This window comes from Kitasatospora sp. NPDC088548, from assembly GCF_044753005.1.
Lineage (GTDB): Bacteria > Actinomycetota > Actinomycetes > Streptomycetales > Streptomycetaceae > Kitasatospora.
Window position 1 is genome coordinate 202,130 of record NZ_JBIVMI010000010.1, and the last position, 19,752, is coordinate 221,881.

At 72.1% G+C, this 19,752-nt stretch carries 17 protein-coding genes; 8 read left to right on the forward strand and 9 right to left on the reverse strand.

Annotated features, from left to right (window positions below; genetic code table 11):
- Nucleotides 1-6 precede the first annotated feature (6 nt).
- The 6 genes from ACIP82_RS15795 to ACIP82_RS15820 all read left to right on the forward strand — a co-directional run bounded on the left by ACIP82_RS15795 (nucleotide 7) and on the right by ACIP82_RS15820 (nucleotide 8,682).
- Entirely contained in the window at nucleotides 7-1,662 is a 1,656-nt protein-coding gene (locus tag ACIP82_RS15795) for an NADH-quinone oxidoreductase subunit M (RefSeq protein ID WP_363607825.1), read from the forward strand.
- Nucleotides 1,659-3,296 (forward strand): NADH-quinone oxidoreductase subunit NuoN, encoded by a 1,638-nt coding sequence (nuoN, locus tag ACIP82_RS15800; RefSeq protein WP_363607824.1) that lies wholly within the window; start codon nucleotides 1,659-1,661, stop codon nucleotides 3,294-3,296. Before ACIP82_RS15795 ends, nuoN begins: the two co-directional genes overlap by 4 nt.
- 224 nt (nucleotides 3,297-3,520) lie before the next feature.
- Nucleotides 3,521-4,531: a polyprenyl synthetase family protein gene (locus tag ACIP82_RS15805; RefSeq protein ID WP_363607823.1), complete on the forward strand. Its 1,011-nt coding sequence runs from the start codon at nucleotides 3,521-3,523 to the stop codon at nucleotides 4,529-4,531.
- Nucleotides 4,532-4,671: 140 nt separating this feature from the next.
- The gene (locus ACIP82_RS15810) at nucleotides 4,672-5,334 is read left to right on the forward strand and encodes a response regulator transcription factor (protein ID WP_363607822.1); all 663 of its coding nucleotides are present in this window, start codon (nucleotides 4,672-4,674) and stop codon (nucleotides 5,332-5,334) included.
- Nucleotides 5,335-5,653: 319 nt separating this feature from the next.
- Nucleotides 5,654-7,633: a 2-oxoacid:acceptor oxidoreductase subunit alpha gene (locus tag ACIP82_RS15815; RefSeq protein ID WP_400653741.1), complete on the forward strand. Its 1,980-nt coding sequence runs from the start codon at nucleotides 5,654-5,656 to the stop codon at nucleotides 7,631-7,633.
- A complete protein-coding gene (locus tag ACIP82_RS15820; protein ID WP_363607820.1) occupies nucleotides 7,630-8,682 on the forward strand; it encodes a 2-oxoacid:ferredoxin oxidoreductase subunit beta in 1,053 nt (350 codons plus the stop codon). The genes ACIP82_RS15815 and ACIP82_RS15820 overlap by 4 nt, the downstream gene beginning before the upstream one ends.
- 80 nt (nucleotides 8,683-8,762) lie before the next feature.
- Here the strand turns inward: ACIP82_RS15820 and ACIP82_RS15825 are convergent, their stop codons facing one another.
- The 5 genes from ACIP82_RS15825 to ACIP82_RS15845 form a co-directional block, all read right to left on the reverse strand.
- Entirely contained in the window at nucleotides 8,763-9,143 is a 381-nt protein-coding gene (locus tag ACIP82_RS15825) for a VOC family protein (protein ID WP_363607818.1), read from the reverse strand.
- 122 nt (nucleotides 9,144-9,265) lie between these two features.
- Nucleotides 9,266-9,817 carry a GNAT family N-acetyltransferase gene (locus tag ACIP82_RS15830; protein WP_400653742.1) on the reverse strand — a complete coding sequence of 184 codons (552 nt, stop codon included), beginning with the start codon at nucleotides 9,815-9,817 and terminating at the stop codon, nucleotides 9,266-9,268.
- 256 nt (nucleotides 9,818-10,073) lie between these two features.
- On the reverse strand, nucleotides 10,074-11,204 hold the full coding sequence (locus tag ACIP82_RS15835; protein WP_400653743.1) for a methyltransferase domain-containing protein: 1,131 nt from the start codon (nucleotides 11,202-11,204) through the stop codon (nucleotides 10,074-10,076).
- 10 nt (nucleotides 11,205-11,214) lie between these two features.
- Nucleotides 11,215-11,337 carry a hypothetical protein gene (locus ACIP82_RS15840; RefSeq protein WP_363607816.1) on the reverse strand — a complete coding sequence of 41 codons (123 nt, stop codon included), beginning with the start codon at nucleotides 11,335-11,337 and terminating at the stop codon, nucleotides 11,215-11,217.
- A 487-nt stretch (nucleotides 11,338-11,824) separates the two neighbouring features.
- Complete coding sequence (locus tag ACIP82_RS15845; RefSeq protein ID WP_400653744.1) at nucleotides 11,825-12,040, reverse strand: DUF6879 family protein; 216 nt, start codon at nucleotides 12,038-12,040, stop codon at nucleotides 11,825-11,827.
- 103 nt (nucleotides 12,041-12,143) lie between these two features.
- Between ACIP82_RS15845 and ACIP82_RS15850 the strand changes: the two genes are divergently transcribed.
- Nucleotides 12,144-12,320, forward strand: coding sequence for a hypothetical protein (locus tag ACIP82_RS15850; RefSeq protein ID WP_363607815.1), 177 nt, complete (start codon nucleotides 12,144-12,146; stop codon nucleotides 12,318-12,320).
- 59 nt (nucleotides 12,321-12,379) lie between these two features.
- Here the strand turns inward: ACIP82_RS15850 and ACIP82_RS15855 are convergent, their stop codons facing one another.
- From ACIP82_RS15855 to ACIP82_RS15870, 4 genes are read right to left on the reverse strand one after another with little or no spacing between them, the layout of a single operon-like run.
- The gene (locus tag ACIP82_RS15855) at nucleotides 12,380-13,666 is read right to left on the reverse strand and encodes a cytochrome P450 (protein WP_400653745.1); all 1,287 of its coding nucleotides are present in this window, start codon (nucleotides 13,664-13,666) and stop codon (nucleotides 12,380-12,382) included.
- Nucleotides 13,667-13,723: 57 nt separating this feature from the next.
- The gene (locus ACIP82_RS15860; protein WP_400653746.1) at nucleotides 13,724-14,947 is read right to left on the reverse strand and encodes a cytochrome P450; all 1,224 of its coding nucleotides are present in this window, start codon (nucleotides 14,945-14,947) and stop codon (nucleotides 13,724-13,726) included.
- Entirely contained in the window at nucleotides 14,944-18,057 is a 3,114-nt protein-coding gene (locus ACIP82_RS15865; RefSeq protein ID WP_400653747.1) for an amino acid adenylation domain-containing protein, read from the reverse strand. Before ACIP82_RS15865 ends, ACIP82_RS15860 begins: the two co-directional genes overlap by 4 nt.
- A 46-nt stretch (nucleotides 18,058-18,103) precedes the next feature.
- Complete coding sequence (locus tag ACIP82_RS15870) at nucleotides 18,104-18,547, reverse strand: pyridoxamine 5'-phosphate oxidase family protein (protein ID WP_400653748.1); 444 nt, start codon at nucleotides 18,545-18,547, stop codon at nucleotides 18,104-18,106.
- Nucleotides 18,548-18,953: 406 nt separating this feature from the next.
- On the opposite strand from ACIP82_RS15870, the gene ACIP82_RS15875 reads away from it, so the two are divergent.
- Nucleotides 18,954-19,694, forward strand: a complete 741-nt coding sequence (locus tag ACIP82_RS15875; protein WP_363607810.1) for an SDR family oxidoreductase — start codon at nucleotides 18,954-18,956, stop codon at nucleotides 19,692-19,694.
- Nucleotides 19,695-19,752 lie beyond the last annotated feature (58 nt).

A 19,752-nucleotide genomic window follows, 5' to 3' on the forward strand; every position in this document is an offset into this window, starting at 1 on the left:
TAAGGCATGAGTGCCCTGCTGACCGCCACCTGCGCCGTCCCGGCGGCCGGCGCGGTGCTGACCGCCGCGCTGCCGGCCGGGTCCAGCGAGGCCCGGCGGCGGACCACCAAGGCCGTCGCCCTGGGCGTCTCGGCCGTCACCCTGGCGCTGGCGGCCGTGGTGACCGCCCGCTTCGAGCCCGGCGGGGCGCGCTACCAGCTGACCGAGTCCTACAGCTGGATCCGCTCCTTCGGCATCACCTTCTCGCTCGGCGTGGACGGCATCGGCGCCGTGCTGGCCCTGCTCACCGCCGTCCTGGTGCCGGTCGTGATGCTGGCCTCCTGGCACGACGCCGATCCTGGAGCGGCCGCGCCCGCCAACGGGCAGGAGGGGCCCGGCCCCACCGCACCGGACGGCACCTTCGAGAACAGGCGTCGCACGCAGGGCTTCTTCGCCCTGATCCTGGCGGTCGAGGCGATGGTGATCGTCTCCTTCTACGCCACCGACGTCTTCGTGTTCTACGTCTTCTTCGAAGCCATGCTGATCCCGATGTACTTCCTGATCGGCGGCTTCGGCGACCGGGCGGGCGGCCCCGACTCGGCGCGCCAGCGCTCGTACGCGGCCGTGAAGTTCCTGCTCTACAACCTGCTCGGCGGCCTGGTCATGCTGGCCGCCGTGATCGGCCTGTACGTGATCGCGCAGGAGCAGGGCTTCGCCACCTTCGACCTGCCGACCCTCACCTCGGCGATCGCCGACGGCCGGCTGGTGCTCGGCGGCACCGCGGAGAAGGCGCTGTTCCTCGGCTTCTTCTTCGCCTTCGCGGTGAAGGCCCCGCTCTGGCCGCTGCACACCTGGCTGCCGAACGCGATGGGCGAGTCCACCGCCGGAACGGCCGTCTTGATCACGGCGGTGGTGGACAAGGTCGGCACCTTCGCGATGCTCCGCTTCTGCCTCGGGCTGTTCCCGGACGCCTCCAGGACCTTCGCCCCGGCGATCCTGGTGCTCTCGGTGATCGGGATCATCTACGGCGCGCTGCTGGCCATCGGCCAGAAGGACATCAAGCGGCTGGTCGCGTACGCCTCGATCTCGCACTTCGGCTTCATCATCATGGGCATCTTCGCGCTGACCAGCCAGGGCCAGAGCGGGGCCACCCTCTACATGGTCAACCACGGCATCTCCACCGCCGCGTGGATGCTGGTGGCCGGCTTCCTGATCTCCCGCCGCGGCTCGCGCCTGATCGCCGACTACGGCGGGGTGCAGAAGGTCGCCCCGGTGCTCGCCGGGACGTTCCTGATCGGCGGCCTGGCCACCCTCTCGCTGCCCGGGCTCGCGCCCTTCGTCAGCGAGTTCCTGGTGCTGGTCGGCACGTTCACCCGCTACCCGGCGATCGGCATCGTCGCCACCTTCGGCATCGTGCTCGCCGCGCTGTACGCCCTGATGCTCTACCAGCGCACCATGACCGGCCCGGTCAAGGCCGAGGTGCGCGGGATGCCCGATCTCAAGGTGCGCGAACTCGCCGTCGTCGCCCCGCTGGTGGCGCTGACCATCCTGCTCGGTGTCTACCCGAAGCCGCTCACCGACATCATCAACCCGGCGGTGGACGCGACGCTGTCGCAGGTCCACGAGACCGACCCGGCACCGGCCCACCCGGTCGCCGCCACCTCAGGAGGTGAGCACAAGTGAGCACCACCGGATGGCTCGCCGCCGCCGGCGGCAGCACGCCCAGCATTCCGGCGCCGCACATCGAGTACGGCCAGCTCTCCCCGATGCTGGTGGTGTTCGGCGCCGCCGTGGCCGGCATCCTGCTGGAGGCCTTCCTGCCCCGGCGCCACCGGTACTGGGCGCAGGTCTCGCTGGCCCTGGCCGGCCTGGCCGGCGCGTTCACCGCCGTGGTGGTGCTCGCCGCGCAGGGCTACGGCTCCACCAAGGTCGACCTGCTCGCCATGGGCTCGGTCGCGCTCGACGGCCCCGCGCTCTTCCTCCAGGGCGTGATCCTGCTGGCCGCCGTGGTCGCGGTGCTCACCTACGCCGAGCGGAGGCTGGAGCCGAGGGCCGGGGGAGTGGCCGTCGACGCGTTCGTCGCCCAGGCCGCCGCCACCCCGGGCGGCGAGCAGGAGCGGTCCGCGGTCCGGGCCGGCTTCGCCACCACCGAGGTCTTCCCGCTCACCCTGTTCGCGGTCGGCGGCATGCTGCTCTTCCCCGCCGCCAACGACCTGCTGACCATGTTCGTGGCGCTGGAGGTCTTCTCCCTCCCGCTCTACCTGCTCTGCGCGCTGGCCCGGCGCCGCCGGCTGCTGTCCCAGGAGGCGGCGGTCAAGTACTTCCTGCTCGGCGCCTTCGCCTCGGCGTTCTTCCTGTTCGGCACCGCCCTGCTGTACGGCTACGCGGGCAGTGTCCGGCTCGGCGACATCTCGGACGTCATCTCCGGGAAGGCGCTGGCCACCCCGGCGCTGCTGAACACCACCCAGAACGACGCGCTGCTGCTGATCGGCCTGGCGCTGCTCGCCGTCGGCCTGCTCTTCAAGGTCGGCGCGGTGCCCTTCCACTCCTGGATCCCGGACGTCTACCAGGGCGCGCCGACGTCGGTCACCGGCTTCATGGCGGCCGCCACCAAGGTCGCCGCCTTCGGCGCCTTCCTGCGGCTGTTCTACGTCGCCTTCCCCGGCCTGCGGCTGGACTGGCGGCCGGTGATGTGGGGCGTGGCCATCCTCACCATGGTGGTCGGCGCGGTGCTGGCCGTCACCCAGCAGGACGTGAAGCGGCTGCTCGCCTACTCGTCCGTCGCGCACGCCGGGTTCATCCTGACCGGCGTGATCGCCACCAACAAGCAGGGCCTCGGCTCGGTGCTGTTCTACCTGCTGGCGTACTCCTTCGTGACGCTCGGCGCCTTCGCCGTGGTCACCCTGGTGCGCGACTCCAAGGGCGAGGCCACCCACCTGTCCAGCTGGGCGGGGCTGGGCCGGCGCTCGCCGCTGCTCGCGGCGGTCTTCGCGCTGTTCCTGCTGGCCTTCGCGGGGATCCCGCTCACCTCGGGCTTCACCGGGAAGTTCGCGGTCTTCCAGGCCGCGGCGGCCGGCGGGGCGACCCCGCTGGTGATCGTGGGTGTGCTCAGCTCGGCGGTGGCCGCGTTCTTCTACATCCGGGTCATCGTGCTGATGTTCTTCTCCGACCCGCAGCCCGGCGGCCCGACCGTCGCCGTGCCCAGCGCCTTCACGATCACCGCGATCGGGGCCGGCGTCCTGGTCACCCTCGGCCTCGGCCTGCTGCCGCAGTACTTCCTGGACCTGGCGTCGAAGGCCGCGCTCTTCGTGCGCTGAGACCCCCGGCCGGAGGCATCCGTCGTCCGGGCCGCGCCGTTGTCCGCGCGGCCCGGACGCGTCGTGTCCGGCATCCGTCCTGATCAGGGCATCCGGCCCGATCATGACAGGATCCGCACGCCCGTGCAGTGATCCACTCGTGACCGGATACCCTGCCTGTATGGCCAGCGGCGGCACTCAGGGACCAGGCCGCTAGATCGACCAGGGACAGAGGAGTGGTCTTCGTGACCGTCGTGGGACCCTTTGGGCTCAGCGTGCAGGACCGCGATCTCACCCGCGACGTCCAGGCCGGGATGGACGCGGTGGAGACCGCGCTCACCGAGGCGGTGAAGAGTGACGTCCCCTTCATCACCATCACCGCCAGCCACCTGATCGAGGCGGGCGGCAAGCGCTTCCGCCCGCTGCTGGTGATGCTCGCCGCCCAGTTCGGCGACCCGGGCGCGCCCGGCGTGGTGCCGGCCGCCGTCGTCGTCGAGCTCACCCACCTCGCCACGCTCTACCACGACGACGTCATGGACGAGGCCCCCGTGCGCCGCGGCGCCCCCAGCGCCAACTCGCGCTGGGACAACTCGGTCGCCATCCTCACCGGCGACTTCCTCTTCTCCCGCGCCTCCCAGGTGCTCGCCGACCTCGGCCCGGAGGCCGTCCGGCTCCAGGCCGACGCGTTCGAGCGGCTGGTCACCGGCCAGATCCTGGAGACCGCCGGCCCCGGCCCGGACGACGACCCGCTGGACCACTACCTGGCCGTGCTGGCCGGCAAGACGGGTTCGCTGATCGCCGTCTCCTGCCGGATCGGCGCGCTGATGGCCGGCGCGGAGCCGTGGGTGACCGACATCCTCGCCGAGTACGGCGAGCGGATCGGCACCGCGTTCCAGCTGGCCGACGACGTGCTGGACATCGCCAGCGACGGCGACGAGTCCGGCAAGACCCCCGGCACCGACCTGCGCGAGGGCGTGGCCACGCTGCCGACCCTGCTGCTCCAGCAGATGCCGGTGGACGAGTCCGACCCGGCCGACCGGCGGCTGCACGAGCTGCTCACCCTCGACCTCGCCGACGACGAGCTGCACGCCGAGGCGCTGCGGCTGCTGCGCCGCCACCCCGCGCTGGAGCGCGCCCGCCGGGAGACGCTGCGGCAGGCCGAGGCGGCCCGGGCCCTGCTCGACCCGCTGCCGGACTGCCCGGCCAAGGCGGCGCTGCAGGAGCTCTGCGACTCGGTGGCCATCCGCACCATGTGAGGTGTCGCCCGTGAGGTGTCGCCCGTGAGGTGCTGCGGTGAGGTGCTGCCCCGGCATGATTTTCCGCCCGGGCAGGACCGAGGATAGGGGAGACTGACACCCGTCAGCCCAGCCCAGCCCAGCCCAGCCGGAAGGCCACCATGCTTCGCGTCGTCATCGCCGAGGACTCCGTACTGCTGCGGGAGGGCCTGACCCGGCTGCTCACCGATCGTGGCCTGGAGGTCGTGGCGGGCGTCGGGGACGCCGAGGCGCTGCTGAAGGCCATCCACGACCTGGCCGCCGCCGGCGCCCTGCCGGACGTCGTGGTCTCGGACGTCCGGATGCCCCCGACCCACACCGACGAGGGCGTGCGGGCCTGTGTCGCGCTCCGTGCCCAGTACCCGGAGCTGGGTGTGCTGGTGCTGTCGCAGTTCGTGGAGGAGCGGTACGCCTCCGAGCTGCTGGCCGGCTCCACCCGGGGCGTGGGGTATCTGCTGAAGGACCGGGTCGCCGAGGTGCGCGAGTTCGCGGACGCGGTGGTCCGGGTCGCCGGGGGCGGCACCGCGCTGGACCCCGAGGTGGTGCAGCAGCTGCTCATCCGCAGCCGCAAGAGCGATGTGCTGGCCGGCCTCACCCCGCGTGAGCGCGAGGTGCTGGGGCTGATGGCCGAGGGCCGGACCAACACGGCGGTGGCCAGGCAACTGGTCGTCTCGGACGGCGCGGTGGAGAAGCACGTCAGCAACATCTTCCTCAAGCTCGGCCTCGCCCAGAGCCCCGAGGACCACCGCCGGGTGCTGGCGGTGCTCACCTATCTCAACTCCTGAGCGTGCTTGACCACTTTTGAGCGCCCTTGAGCGCTGTTGAGCCCGGGGGGCCGGGGGCCGGGGGGGGCTTGGGGGCGTTTGCCGGGGGGCCGCTCGTTCCCGGCCCCGGCTGCCCCGACTCCCGTTCCGGGCCTGCGCGGTATGACCGTCACCCCGGTCGGTGTTCTATCGAAAGTGTGGTGTCGTTCTGTATTTCCCGCCGCATGCGGCCGTTCCCGCCAGCGGCGATACCCGGCCGCATAGGATGCGAGAGGTGCACCAGGCGGACGGGGCACACGGCTCACGCCCGCGGCTGGTGCCCACGAGGAGGTCCGCGGCAGTGACCAGTCAGGTCGATCAGTCAGAGGCAGTGGACGGCCCGGACGGCGACGAGGGCCGCTCCGGGCCCGGTGCGGGCCAGGCCGGTCCCACCGCGCCGGACAGTCCGCAGCCCAGGCGTCCCAAACCGATCCGCCGGCTGGACCGGGTGATCATCCGGTTCGCCGGGGACTCCGGTGACGGAATGCAGCTCACCGGCGACCGTTTCACCTCCGAGACGGCGTCCTTCGGCAACGACCTCTCCACCCTGCCCAACTTCCCGGCCGAGATCCGGGCCCCCGCCGGTACCCTGCCCGGCGTCTCGTCCTTCCAACTGCACTTCGCCGACCACGACATCCTGACCCCGGGGGACGCGCCGAACGTCCTGGTCGCGATGAACCCGGCCGCTCTCAAGGCCAACGTCCCCGATCTGCCGCGCGGCGCGGAGATCATCGTCAACACCGACGAGTTCACCAAGCGGGCGCTCGCCAAGGTCGGTTACCCGGCCGACCCGCTGGCCGACGGCTCGCTGGAGGCGTACCACCTGCACAAGGTGCCGCTGACCACGCTGACCCTGGAGGCGCTCAAGGACAGCGGACTGGCCCGCAAGGACGCCGAGCGGGCCAAGAACATGTTCGCCCTGGGCCTGCTCTCCTGGATGTACCACCGCCCCACCCACGGCACCGAGTCCTTCCTGCGCGGCAAGTTCGCCAAGAAGCCGAAGATCGCCGAGGCCAACATCAGCGCCTTCCGGGCCGGCTGGAACTTCGGCGAGACCACCGAGACCTTCGCCGTCTCCTACGAGGTGCCGCCGGCCAAGCTGCCCGCGGGCCGCTACCGCAACATCTCCGGGAACCTCGCGCTCTCCTACGGCCTGATCGCCGCCGCCCAGCGCTCGGGGCTGCCGCTCTACCTCGGCTCCTACCCGATCACCCCGGCCTCGGACATCCTCCACGAGCTGAGCCGGCACAAGAACTTCGGCGTGCGCACCTTCCAGGCCGAGGACGAGATCGCGGGTATCGGCGCCGCCCTCGGTGCGGCCTTCGGCGGCGCGCTCGGCGTGACCACCACCTCCGGCCCGGGGGTGGCCCTGAAGAGCGAGACCATCGGCCTGGCCGTCTCGCTCGAACTCCCGCTGCTGGTGGTCGACATCCAGCGCGGCGGCCCGTCCACCGGTCTGCCGACCAAGACCGAGCAGGCGGACCTGCTCCAGGCGATGTTCGGCCGCAACGGCGAGGCGCCGGTGCCGATCGTCGCCCCCGCCACCCCGGCCGAGTGCTTCGACGCGGCCCTGGAGGCGGCCCGGATCGCGGTCACCTACCGCACCCCGGTCTTCCTGCTCTCGGACGGCTACCTGGCCAACGGCTCCGAGCCCTGGCGGATCCCCGAGGTCGACGAACTCCCCGAGATCGCACCCGACTTCGCCACCGGCCCGAACCGCGAGGACGGCGCCTTCTGGCCCTACCAGCGCGACCCGCGGACGCTCGCCCGCCCCTGGGCGGTGCCCGGTACGCCCGGCCTGGAGCACCGCATCGGCGGCATCGAGAAGCAGGACGGCACCGGCAACATCTCCTACGACCCCGCCAACCACGACTTCATGGTCCGCACCCGGCAGGCCAAGATCGACAACATCGCCGTGCCGGACACCGAGGTCGACGACCCCGACGGCGAGGCCCGCGTCCTGGTGCTGGGCTGGGGCTCGACGTACGGTCCGATCACCGCGGCGGTGCGGCGCGTCCGGGCGGACGGCGGCCGCATCGCCCAGACGCATCTGCGCAACCTCAACCCGTTCCCGGCCAACCTGGGGACGGTGCTGAGGAGTTACGACAGGGTGATCGTCCCCGAGATGAACCTCGGACAGCTGGCGCTGCTGCTGCGCGCCAAGTACCTGGTGGACGCGGAGTCCTACAACCAGGTGCGCGGACTTCCCTTCAAGGCGGCCCAGTTGGCGGACGTGCTGTGGGCGGCGATCGGCACCCTGGACGAGGAGGACAACCGATGAGTGACACGTTTCCCTCGTTGAAGCTCGTGCCGAAGGACGAGGCGAAGCAGACCGCCAGGGACTTCAAGACCGACCAGGAGGTGCGCTGGTGTCCCGGCTGCGGGGACTACGCCATCCTGGCGGCCGTGCAGTCCTTCATGCCGGAGCTGGGGATCCGGCGGGAGAACACCGTCTTCGTCTCCGGGATCGGCTGCTCCTCGCGGTTCCCGTACTACATGAACACCTACGGAGTGCACTCGATCCACGGGCGCGCGCCGGCGATCGCGACCGGGCTCGCCTCGTCGCGGCAGGACCTCAGCGTCTGGGTGGTGACCGGGGACGGCGACGCGCTCTCGATCGGCGGCAACCACCTGATCCACGCGCTGCGACGGAATGTCAATCTGAAGATCCTGCTGTTCAACAACCGGATCTACGGTCTCACCAAGGGCCAGTACTCGCCGACCAGCGAACTCGGCAAGATCACCAAGTCCACGCCGATGGGCTCGCTGGACGCCCCGTTCAACCCGCTCTCGCTGGCCATCGGCGCGGAGGCCACCTTCGTCGCCCGGACCATCGACTCCGACCGCCAGCACCTGCAGTCCGTGCTGCGGGCGGCCGCCGAGCACGAGGGCACCGCGCTGGTCGAGATCTACCAGAACTGCAACATCTTCAACGACGGCGCCTTCGAGGTGCTGAAGGATCCGGGCACGCGGGACGAGGCGCTGATCCGGCTGGAGCACGGGAAGCCCATCCGGTTCGGCGCGGATGCCGCCCAGGGCGTCTTCCGGGCCGCCGACGGCGAGCTGTTCGTGGGCGCGGTCACCCCGGAGAACGAGTCCGCCGTGCTCGTCCACGACGCGCACGCGGCCGGCCCTGCCACGGCGTTCGCGCTCTCCCGGATCGCCGACGCGGACGCCCTGCACCACACCCCGATCGGCGTCCTGCGGAGTGTCCGGCGCCCGGTCTACGACGAGCTGATGGCGAGCCAGCTGGCCACCGCCGCCGCCCACCGCGGCCCCGGCGACCTGGCCGGCCTGCTGGCGGGCAACGACACCTGGACGGTCGACTGATCGTCCCTGGTCCTGCTCGTCGTTCAGCCTCGTGGTGAGGCGGTGCCCCTGGCCCGGCCAGGGGCACCGCTGTCTGCCCGCTACCGCTGGACCCACTCGACGAGCTGGACCACCACGCCGTTGGGGTCGGTGACCTGGAACAGCCGCTCACCCCACGGCTCCTCCCGCAGCGGCATGGTGATCTCCACGCCCTCCCCCCGCAGCCGCTCCTCCTCCCCGGCCAGGTCGTCGACGGTGAACGCCAGGATCAGCCCGGCGGCGTGCTGGTCCCGGAACCCCTCGGGCAGCACGTCGAGGCCGCGCCGCAGGTAGACGACGTTGAGCCCGGCGCTCTCGTGGCCGAGCGAGACGAAGCCGTCGGCCGCCATCTGCTCGGCGAACCCGAAGTGCCGCTGGAGGAAGGCGGAGGAGGTGGCGACGTCCTCGACGGTGAGTGAAACGGCGGAGGAGTTGATCTGCACGATGGGCCCTCTCGTCGGCGATTATCCCGTACGCAGTACACTATACATAGTACGGAGAATTTCGCCGGAGATCGGCCAGGTGCGATCGAGAGCGGTTTCCGAGGGGCGGTCGGCGGGTCGGTCTACTGGCCCGTGGACGGCCGCGCGCCACGGACCAGCCGGTACACCACGTTCCGGCGCAGCGGGCCCTCGGGCACGTCCGGGTCGTCGAAGTCCTCGGCCGGGTCGTGCGTCATGCCGAGGCGCCGCATCACGGCCTGCGAGCGCAGGTTGGTGGCCGTCGTCACCGCCAGGAGTTCCGGCAGCGCGAGGGCCTCGAAGCCGAAGTCCACGACGGCCAGCGCCGCCTCGGTCGCATAACCGTGCCCCCAGGACGAGCGGGCCAGGCGCCAGCCGGCCTCCACCCCGGTGAACGGCATGCCGTCGTCCACCGGATCCAGCCCGGTGAACCCGATGAACTCGCCGGTGGCCACCACCTCGACCGCCCACCACCCCCAGCCCCGCTGGTCGAGGTCGGCCTGGAAGCGAGCCGCGGACGCCTCGCTCTGCTCCCGGGTGAGGACGCCGGGGAAGTGCTCGCGGACTTCGGGGTCGGCGTTCATCGCCGCCCAGGGGCCGAGGTCGGCCTCCCGCCAGTCACGGAGTACAAGACGATCGGTTCGCAGTTCGGGCACGGCGCCAACCTAGCGCCTGCGCGGCCGCCTCGGCATAGTGATCAAACGGCAGTGCGACATCTCCGTCCGCGGCGCTCAGGCACAGCGCGAAGGCAATCGTGCCGCGGGCTCGGTTCGGTCCGGTGGACGCGGTCTCGACGACTCGGGAACCAGCCTGCCCTCGGTGTCGTCGATCTCCCCGGTCCGGACCCGGACGGACACGCTCAGCCATATGTTCACTCTGGAACCGGCGTGCTTCCAGCGGCTCGTCCTGGCGTCAGCCGACGGGGTGGTCGGGGCTGTCCAGCCAGACGGTCTGGCCCCCGTCCGGGCCGACGGTCAGCCCGAAGCGGGTCAGTTCCGGCTTGCCTTCCTTCAGCCACCACAGCCGGGCGGCGCAGACCTCGTCCCAGATTCGGCGGGGCCCGGTCTGCTGAACGGCGTCTCCGGCATCCCATCGCCGATGGCGCGCGGAGGCCCAGGAGCCCTCGCCGTCGGAGAGCTGCACGCGGTAGGTGCCCTGCGGATCCTCGCTGTCCCAGGTGTGCACGGAGCGAACTCCGGGCACCCGCAGGCCGATGGCGAACGCCGCGTGGACGTTCTCCTCGGCAAGGTCCGGATCCATCGGGGACGCGCTGTCACGTACCGGCCCGACGCCCGGAGCCGTCACGGCGTGCGGTCGTTGTGCCCGCATCCACATGAAGCTGACGTTCTCCACGAACCGGCCGTGCGACTCCCGGCCCGGACCGCCGACGACCAGCCGGAGCAGCCCGGCGTTGGCGTACGGCGTACCCCAGGGTGTCACGACGACCCCGCCGGGCTCGGTCTGCTCGATCCATGGGAGGGGCACGTGCCGTACCGCTGCCGTGGAGTGGATGCGGTTGTAGGGGGCGGTGGAGGCATGGCCGGCCAGGCCGTCGCCCACCGCGAGGCGGGGCGTGAACCGGGCGGCCTTCAGCCGGCGCGCCGCCTCGGCGGCGACGCCCGGGTCGATCTCCACCGTGGTCACGCCGACGTCGCCGAGTCGGGCGGACAGCAAGGCGCTCGTCCAGCCGGTACCGGTGCCGATGTCCAGCACGGTCTGCCCCTCGGCGAGGTCGAGGTGACGGAGCATCATCGCGACCAGGGAGGGCATGGAGGCCGACGAGGTGGCGACGCCGGGGCCGTCGGAATCCCCGTCGTCCAGCTGCGTCACGACCACGTCGTCGGCGTTGACCAGCTCCCACCAGCCGTGCGGATCCCGGCCCTTGGCGACCAGGCGATAGCCGCCGGGTGTGCCCTCGTCCGGCGCCCAGACGGCATCCGGAATGAAGGCAGAGCGCGGGGCGCGCTCGAACGCGCCCCGCCACTCTTCGCCCAGTGCGCCGGACTTGGTCAGTTCGGCGACCAGCTGCGCGTTCTTGTTCATCGGCTCGCGCCTACTTCTTCTCCTCGTCCGGACCGGGCGGCGGTACGGGCCTCTTCCACTGGCCGTCCGACTCCTTCGGCGACTGCTGCTTGTCGCCGGAGCTGCCGCCCTTGCCGTCGTCGTGCTTACCCATGGGGGTTCTCCGCTCGTGTACGGGTTTGCCCGTCGGTCCTGACGCGGCTCGGGCCGGTGCCGCGCCGAGGAGTCGCCGCTCTGCGGCGGTTTCTCCTCCTGCTGGATCCCTTTCCTGGAGAAGAAGATAAGGGGGTGAGTTCGTACCCTTCAAGGGGATTTCCGTAGTGGACTAAAGATCTTTCCGATGTGTCGCAGCCCGGGTCGCCAGGGGTCTCTGGAGTTTTCTCCGAATATTGCCAGGTCTTCGTACAGTGTGAATATTTCCAAGTGTTCGGCGAAATCCCGGGCATTGCGAAATTCGATTCGCCCGGTGAAGGTCTCCACGGTCGTCAATCGATCGTCATGAACGGTGAAGGTATTCATCGGGCCACGCCCCGGAACCGCTCCTCGGCCAGATCCGCGGGCGCTTCAAGCGCTCGAAGGCCGCGGAGCATTTCCGCCAGATCGGCTGTGGACCGATCCAGCTGCTCGGGGTCGAACGTCACTCACCCACGCTCTTCCAGGAATTCCAGGAAGGGCGGGTCGAGGATCCGGATGTCCTCCCCGGCCGCGATGTTGTGGCGGTAGTGCGCGAACTCGAATCGAAGGTGGTCCGTCAGGGGCCGGGTGAGGACGTGGACCCGGCCCACGCGGCGCCCGGTGCTGCGGCAGCCCTTGACACGGTCGGTCCGCGCGGCGGTGTCGGCAGGGCCGGCCGGCAAGAGGGCCGTCCGGCCGCCCCGGAGGGAAGCCGGAGCGGCTTCGGCGGGGTGAACCGCTCGACTGCTCCTGCGTCTGCGCTTCACGCGGCTGCGGTACAGCAAGGTGAACATCTGGAGGGATCCCGAGGCGGCGGCGTTCGTCCGCTCGGTCGCGGACGGGAACGAGACCGTGCCGACCGTGACCGTGGCCGGCCGGGCGATGGTGAACCCGTCGAAGAGGCAGCTGATGGAAGCGGTCGAGAAGTACGCGCCGCACCTGTTGCCCAAGGCTGCCGACTGACCTCGTGGCGGCGCGTCCGTTCGGGCACACGGCGGTGAGCGCGGCGCTCGGGGGCGCCCTCACGGCGGCGGGGGGCGGTGGCTTCGTGGTTGCTCCGGTGGATCGCCGGCCCCTTGAGCGGCGGTGGTGTCGTGCCAGCTGACGGGGAGGGTGAGCGGTGACTTGCTCGGGGATTCGTCGTCCCAGGTGGGGGCCTGTCCTTCGGCGAGGCGCAGTCGGGGGAGGCGGTCGAGCAGGGCCTCCAGTCCCACGGTCAGCTGGGCCCGGGCCAGGTGTGCGCCGATGCAGTTGTGCGTGCCCCGGCCGAAGGTGAGGTGCGGGTTCTCCGCTCGGCACAGGTCGAGCCGGTCGGCGTCGGTGAACACCCGTTCGTCGCGGTTGGCCGAGGCGAGGACGGGCAGGACGGCGTCGCCCGCGCGGATCCTGCGGTCGTGCAACTCGATGTCCTCGACGGCCTGGAGGACCACGACGCCGTTCATGACCGGGATGTACCGCAGGAGTTCCTCCACCGCGCCGGGCAGGAGGCCGCGGTCGTCGCGGAGCCGGGCGTACCGGTCGGGCACGGTCAGCAGGGCCACCACGGCGTCGGCCAGGAACATGGTGCTCGTGCGGTAGCCGGCGACCAGCATCGAGAGCCCGAAGTTCACCACGCTCTCCCCGTCCGGGGTGCCGGGCCCGCACGCGTGGACCAGCCCGGTGAGGACGTCGTCGGCGGGCTCGCGCCGCTTGCGGTCGAGCAGTGACGCGATGTACTCGCGCAGTTCGGAGGTGACCTCGCGGCCCTCGTCCAGGGTGACCATCGCCCCGAGGGCGGCGTCCGCCCTGGGCAGGAAGTACTCGCGGTCCTCGTAGGGGATGCCCACCAGCTCGCACATGGCCAGCAGCGGGAAGGGCTCCAGGAAGCCGCCGACCAGGTCGCCGGGCTGCCCGCCGGCCATGAAATCGTCCAGCAGCCCGTCGGCCGACCGGCGCAGGCGCGGCAGCCGGGACCGGACGGAACGGACGCTGAACGGCTCGGCCAGAGCGCGCCGCAGGGCCTCGTGGCGGGGGCCGTTCAGTTCCATCATCGTGATCAGGCCCGGCTCGTCGTCGATGGCCCGGTCGGGCCGGGGCGGCCAGTCGTTGATGGTGGGCCGGATCAGCCGGGGGTCCGCGATCAGGTCCCGGACGTCCTCGTAGCGGGTGGCGTACCAGGCGGTGGCGCCGATCGGCAGCCGGACCTCGGCCAGCGGACACTCCCGGCGCAGCCACCCGTACTGCGTGGGCGGGCCCATGGTGCCCGGCGGCGGGAGGGGCAGGTCGATGACGGGCGGGTCGACGGCGGGTCGCGGCGGTGTGCTGCTCACTGGCGGTGCTCCCTGATCGCGTACGAGGTGGCCGGGTGTGAGGTGGCCGGGCGGGTCTCACCAGCTGACCGGGAGGGTCAGCGGTGACTTGGTCACGGATTCGTCGTCCCAGGCGGGTTCCTGTCCTTGGGCGAGGCGCAGCCGCGGGAAGCGGTCGAGCAGCGCCTCGATTCCCGTGGTCAGTTCGGCGCGGGCCAGGTGGGCGCCGAGGCAGTTGTGGGCCCCCCGTCCGAAGGCGAGGTGGCCCCCGCGGCCCGTGGTCGCGCCGGCCCGGTCCAGGTCGAGCCGGTCGGCGTCGGCGAAGACCCGCTCGTCGCGGTTGGCGCAGGCCGGTACGGGGATGACGGCGTCGCCCTCGCGGATCGTCCGCCCGTGCAGTTCGATGTCCTCGGTCGCCAGGAGGATCACGGTGCCGTTCATCACCGGCATGTAGCGCAGGAACTCCTCCACCGCGCCGGGCAGGAGGCCGCGGTCGTCGCGCAGGCGGGCCCAGAGGTCCGGCCGGTCGAGCAGGGTGTGCACGGTGTCGGCCAGGAAGAAGCTGCTGATGCCGAAGCCGACGGTGAGCATGGACAGCCCGAAGGCCAGTACGTCGTCGTGGGTCAGCTCGCCGTCGTCGCACCGGCGGACCAGCAGGGTCAGGACGTCGTCGCCGGGCCGGTCCCGCTTCCGGGCGATCAGTCCGGCGACGTACTCGCGCAGCAGGCCGGTGACCCGGCGGCCCTCCTGGGAGGTCACCATGCCGCCGAGGGCCGCGTCCAGGACCGGGAGGAACCAGTCCCGGTCCTCGAAGGGGATGCCCACCAGGTCGCAGAGCACGAGCAGGGGGAAGGGGTCGGTGAAGCCGGCGACCAGGTCGCCGGGCGGGCCGTTCTCCTCGAACGCCCGCAGCAGTCGCCCGGCGAGCCCGCGGATGCGCGGCAGGTGGTCGCGTACGGCCCGGGAGCTGAACGGCTCGGCCAGGGCCCGGCGCAGGGCCGCGTGCCGGGGGCCGTCGAGTTCGGCGATCGTGACCAGGCGCGGCCCGTCGTCCGCGGGCTGCCCGGGGCGCGACGGCCAGTCGTTGATGGTCGGCCTGATCAGCCGGGGGTCCGCGAAGAGCATCCGGACGTCCTCGTACCGGGTGGCGTACCAGGCGGTCGCGTCCATCGGCATCCTGACCCTGGCCAGGGGGCAGCTCTCGCGCAGCCGCGCGGACTCCCCGGGCGGCCCCATGGTGCCCGGCGGCGGGAGCGGGAAGTCCAGGACGTCCGGCTCGGCGCCGGGCCGCCGCGCGCTCATGTCCGCTCCCCTTCGGGGTGGCCGCGGCCGGGGCGTTCGATGTAGCCGGTGGTGTAGAAGTACTCCAGGTAGCGGTCCAGCAGCTCCGCGTCGACGGGAGGGCAGTGCAGGCCCGAGGTGGCCAGGTCGCGCTCGACGTTGGCCCGTCCGACGGTCGGGAAGGTGCCCTCGAAGTACATCTCCTTGACGGACATGTCGGCCTGCTTGCAGCGGTCCACGCACAGCGAGACGAACGGGGCGGTGGGGCTCGTGGGGTGCCGCGCGACGTGGCGGACGAGCTCGCCCACCCACTCCTCGTAGGGGAGCCGGGAGATCCGGTGGCCGGCCGTGTCCATCCGGTCGAGCATGTCGCGCAGGCCCGCGGGGCGGGGGTTGGTCATGTGGTAGGTCCGGCGGGTGGTGCGGTGGGTGGTGGCGATGTGCACCAGGGCGTCGGAGAGGAAGTCCACCGGGACGAAGTCCAGCGGCAGCGGGATGTCGGGGGCCAGCCCGGTCTCGCTGATCGTCTTGAACAGCGAGCAGATCGCGGTGTCGGTGTTGCAGGCGCCGGTGCGCCGGTCTCCGGTGATCTCGTACGGACGGTAGACCGCCACCGGCAGGCCCTGGGCCTGGTCCGCGGCGTCGCGCAGCACCTCCTCGGCGACCCACTTGCTCTCGGCGTAGCCCATGGTGAGCCGGTCGGCGTGGTCGAGCGGCAGGTCCTCGTCGACGTGCCGTACGCCGGCGGTTCCGAAGCCGGCGAGCACCGCGATGGTGGAGAGGAAGTGCACCGGCACCCGGCGTCCGGCCGCCAGCCGGACGAGCTCCCTGGTGCCGTCCACGTTGGTGCGGCGCAGCGCGTCGTACGGATAGATGAAGTTGACCTGCGCGGCCGAGTGGATCACCAGGTCGAGGGTGTCGGCGAGTTCGTCGGCGCGGCCCGGTTCCAGTCCGAGGCCGGGCTCGGCGAGGTCGGCGGGGAGGCAGACGACGCGGTCGGCGGTTTCGGGGGTGGCGAGGCCGAAGCGGGCGAGGTTCCGCATCACCTTCTGCCGGGCGTGGGCGGGGGCCCGGCTTCGTACCGGGCAGTGCACCCGGGCGTCGGTGCGGCGCAGCAGCGCGGCCAGGAGGAAGGCGCCGACGAAGCCGGAGGCGCCGGTGAGCAGCACCTCCGCGGGGTGGCGCCAGTCCGGCTCCGGCCCGCGCGGCGGCGGGAGGGTGAAGCCCAGCCGTGCCTCGGCGCGGAAGTCCACCGGGCCCGCGTCGGCGTTCACCCCGCCGGGCCGGCCCTGGACGGCGGTGACGGCGGCGGTGAAGTCCTCCAGTGTGGGGGAGCGCAGCAGGCTGTGGACGAGGGTGCGGCCGTGCCGGGCGTCGAGGTCGAAGGCGGTCAGCGTACGGGTGACGGCCTCGGCCGCCAGCAGGGAGTCGCCGCCGATGTCGAAGAAGCTGTCGCCCGGTGCCGGGTGCACACCCAGCACCACCTGCCAGATCCGGGCCACCGTGTCCTGCGGGCCGGGCGCGGTGCCGTTCACCGCCGGCTGGGCGGCGGCCTCCTCGGCGGCCGCCAGCCCGCGCAGCCGGTGGCGGTCGACCTTGCCGCCGGCCGTCACCGGGAACCGCGCGAGTTCCACCAGCCGCGCGGGCACCGCGGCCGCGGGCAGCCAGGTGGCGAGACCGCCGCGGATGCGGTCCAGGGGCAGCGCCCGGCCGGGGCGGGCCGGTGTCACGTACCCGATCAGGGAGTCGCCGTCCCGTTCGACGACGGCCTCGCCCACCGCGTCGTCCGCGCGCAGCCGCGTCTCCACCTCGTCCGGCTCGATGCGGTGCCCGCGCAGTTTGATCTGCCGGTCCACCCGGGACCGGTACTCCAGTAAGCCGTCGGGGCGCCGGACCACGCGGTCACCGGTGCGGTAGAGGCGCGTACCAGGCTCGACGAGGTCGTCGACGAAGCGCTCGGCGGTCAGCTCGGGGTCGCCGAGGTACCCCAGTGCGAGCCCGTCCCCGCCGACGAGGAGTTCGCCCTCCTCGCCGGTGCCGGCGAGTGTGCCGTCCGGGCGCAGCACATGACAGGTGGAGTTCTCCAGGGGGAGGCCGATCGGCACGGCCGTCGCCTCGGGAGGCAGGTCGTGCAGCATGTGTGCGGTGGAGACCACGCTGTTCTCGGTCGGGCCGTAGAAGTTGACCACGGTGGTGTCCGGGCAGGCCGCCAGTATCGCGCGGGCCAGCTCCGCGTCCATCGCCTCGCCTCCGGCCGAGGCGAACCGCAGGGACCGCAGCGCCGAGGGCCTGGTGCGCGCGATGTGGTGGAACACCCCGGTGGTCAGGTAGGCGACGCCGACCCGTTCGGAGAGCAGGAGCGACTCCAGGGCGGCCGGCGACAGCAGTTCCTCCTGGTCGGCGATCACGAGGCAGGCGCCGGCGAGCAGCGCGGGCCAGATCTCGATCGAAGAGGCGTCCGAGGAGAGGCCGTAGGCGTGCAGCACCCGCTCACCGGGTCGCGGCCGCTGCCGGACCAGGTCGGAGGCGGCCAGCCGGACGACTCCGCGGTGCGGGATCGCCACCGGTTTGGGGCGGCCGGTCGAGCCGGAGGTGAACATCACGTAGGCGCAGTCCGCGGGGAGTGCCCGGGCCTGCGGTACCGCGGCCGGGGCGGTCGGGGCGGGCGGTCCGGTCCGGGCGGCCGGGGCCGGGCCGCCCAGGTCGATGCGGGAACGCACGCGCCGGATGCGGCGGGAGCTGCCGGGCAGTGCGACGACGGTGTGCACCCCCGCGTCCTCGGCCATCGCCTGCAGACGCGCGGGCGGTGAGGCGTCGTCGAGCGGGACGTAGGCCGCACCGGTCTTGAGGATGCCCAGGAACGCGACCAGCGCCTCCGGAGAGCGGGCCCCGCACACCCCGACCGTGTCGCCGTACCGCACGCCGGAGTCGTGCAGCCGGGCCGCCAACGCGTCGGAGCGGAGCTTGAGTTCGCCGTAGCTGATGCTGCGGCCGTGCTGGACGGAGGCGATGGCCCGCGGGCGGTGCGCCGCCCTGGAGTCGAACAGCTCATGGAGGCACCGATCGCGTGGATACGGCACCGCCGCGGCGTGCTCGGCCGTCGCCTGATGCGTCGTTGTTCGGGTGTTCATCGGGATGTCACGCTCTCTGCCGCGCACCGACCGCGTGCGCGGGAAGCTACGGTTCGAACTCCTCGGCGAAGGCGGCGAAGTCGGCGGTCCGCCATCTCTCGGGCCTCATGCGGATGAGGACGTCGTCGGCCAGCTGCCGCTGGTTGGCGTCCAGGTAGGCCGCCGCCGTGTCCGCGTCCAGATACCGGCGGGCCAGCTCCTCGCGTTCGGCCGGCGGCAGCGGGTCCTCGACGGCCACCACCGGCCCCTCCACGCTGACGTAGCGGTAGGGCGCCGACTCGACCTGCGCGCAGAGGCTGAACCGGCCCGCACCGCGGATGAGCCGGGCCTTCAGCGTCTCCCGCCCGGTCTGGATCGTCACCAGCCCGCCCGGCCGGTAGGAGTACCAGAGCGGGACGAGCAGCGGTCCGCCGCCGTCGCGCGCGTCGTCCACCCCCAGGACTCCCACGTGCGGGCCGGCGAGGAACGCCTCCCGGGCTTCGACAGACATCCTGAGATCCACTGGTACCGCCTCGATTCGGCAGAGCACGCATCCGGCATCGATTCGCGCTACGGAGGGTGAGCGACGGGGGCCTCCGGGCGGTCGGCGTGTGACCGCCGCAGGTCTGTGCGAGTCCTCGATCGTCCTCATCCGGTGCACACGGCCTTCGGGAGCCCGGTGGCGCGGCCAGGGCAGGGGGCCGGGGCCGTGCCGGGCTCTCTCTCCCACATTTCCACCACACCGGGGTGGCTCGCATCCCGGCGGCCGCGTACGCGGCGCCTCCGCGCCCCTTCCGGGGCAGGGCGGCGCCGGTGGACACGGAACGCCCGGGGGAATTCCCGGCGGGGGGTTCGGCGCTCCCACCAGAAGCAGCTCCAGTGATGGTCGAGCAGTGCTGGTCAAGGGAGTGGAAACCATGGGACAGCTGGATGGGAAGATCGCCCTGGTGACCGGGGGATCGGCCGGGATCGGTCTCGCCGTCGCCCGCCGGTTCGCCGCCGAAGGCGCCACCGTCTACCTCACCGGCCGGCGCAAGGCCGAGCTGGACGAGGCCGTGGAAGCCATCGGCGGACGGGCCGTCGGCGTCCAGAGCGATGTGTCGAACCTCGATGACCTCGACCGGCTCTTCGCGGCGATCGAGGCACGCAGCGGACGGCTGGACGTCGTGGTGGCCAACGCCGGTGTCGGCGCGTTCGCCCGGCTCGGGGAGATCACCGAGGAGCACTACGACAGGACCTTCGGCATCAACGTCAAGGGGGCGATCTTCACCGTCCAGAAGGCGCTGCCCCTGCTGTCGGACGGCGCCTCGGTGGTCGTGCTCTCCTCCACCAACGCGTCGAGGGGCGTCGAGTCGATGAGCGTCTACAGCGCCACCAAGGCCGCCGACCGCAACCTCGTCCGCACGTGGGCCGCCGAGCTCGCGGGCCGCGGCATCCGGGTCAACGCCATCAGCCCCGGCCCGATCGAGACTCCCGCCGTCAGCGGTCTGGGCGCGGGGGAGGCGCCCGTGGTGGACGAGCTCGTCGCCAGGATTCCGCTGGGCCGGATCGGGCGCCCCGACGAGGTCGCCGCCGCGGCCCTCTTCCTCGCCTCGGACCAGAGCTCCTTCACCACCGGAGCCGAACTCTTCGTCGACGGCGGCCTCAACCAGGTCTGACCGGCCCGGCGCGGGCGGGGTTCGGCGGCCGCACATCTCCTCGCGGCCCGGACCCGGA

Coding starts and splice junctions, on each gene's coding strand:
- ACIP82_RS15795 (WP_363607825.1), top strand. CDS start 7: ATGAGTGCCCTGCTGACCGCCACCTGCGCCGTCCCGGCGGCCGGCGCG.
- ACIP82_RS15810 (WP_363607822.1), top strand. CDS start 4,672: ATGCTTCGCGTCGTCATCGCCGAGGACTCCGTACTGCTGCGGGAGGGC.
- ACIP82_RS15820 (WP_363607820.1), top strand. CDS start 7,630: ATGAGTGACACGTTTCCCTCGTTGAAGCTCGTGCCGAAGGACGAGGCG.
- ACIP82_RS15835 (WP_400653743.1), bottom strand. CDS start 11,204: ATGAACAAGAACGCGCAGCTGGTCGCCGAACTGACCAAGTCCGGCGCA.
- ACIP82_RS15840 (WP_363607816.1), bottom strand. CDS start 11,337: ATGGGTAAGCACGACGACGGCAAGGGCGGCAGCTCCGGCGACAAGCAG.
- ACIP82_RS15860 (WP_400653746.1), bottom strand. CDS start 14,947: ATGAGCGCGCGGCGGCCCGGCGCCGAGCCGGACGTCCTGGACTTCCCG.
- ACIP82_RS15865 (WP_400653747.1), bottom strand. CDS start 18,057: ATGAACACCCGAACAACGACGCATCAGGCGACGGCCGAGCACGCCGCG.
- ACIP82_RS15870 (WP_400653748.1), bottom strand. CDS start 18,547: ATGTCTGTCGAAGCCCGGGAGGCGTTCCTCGCCGGCCCGCACGTGGGA.
- ACIP82_RS15875 (WP_363607810.1), top strand. CDS start 18,954: ATGGGACAGCTGGATGGGAAGATCGCCCTGGTGACCGGGGGATCGGCC.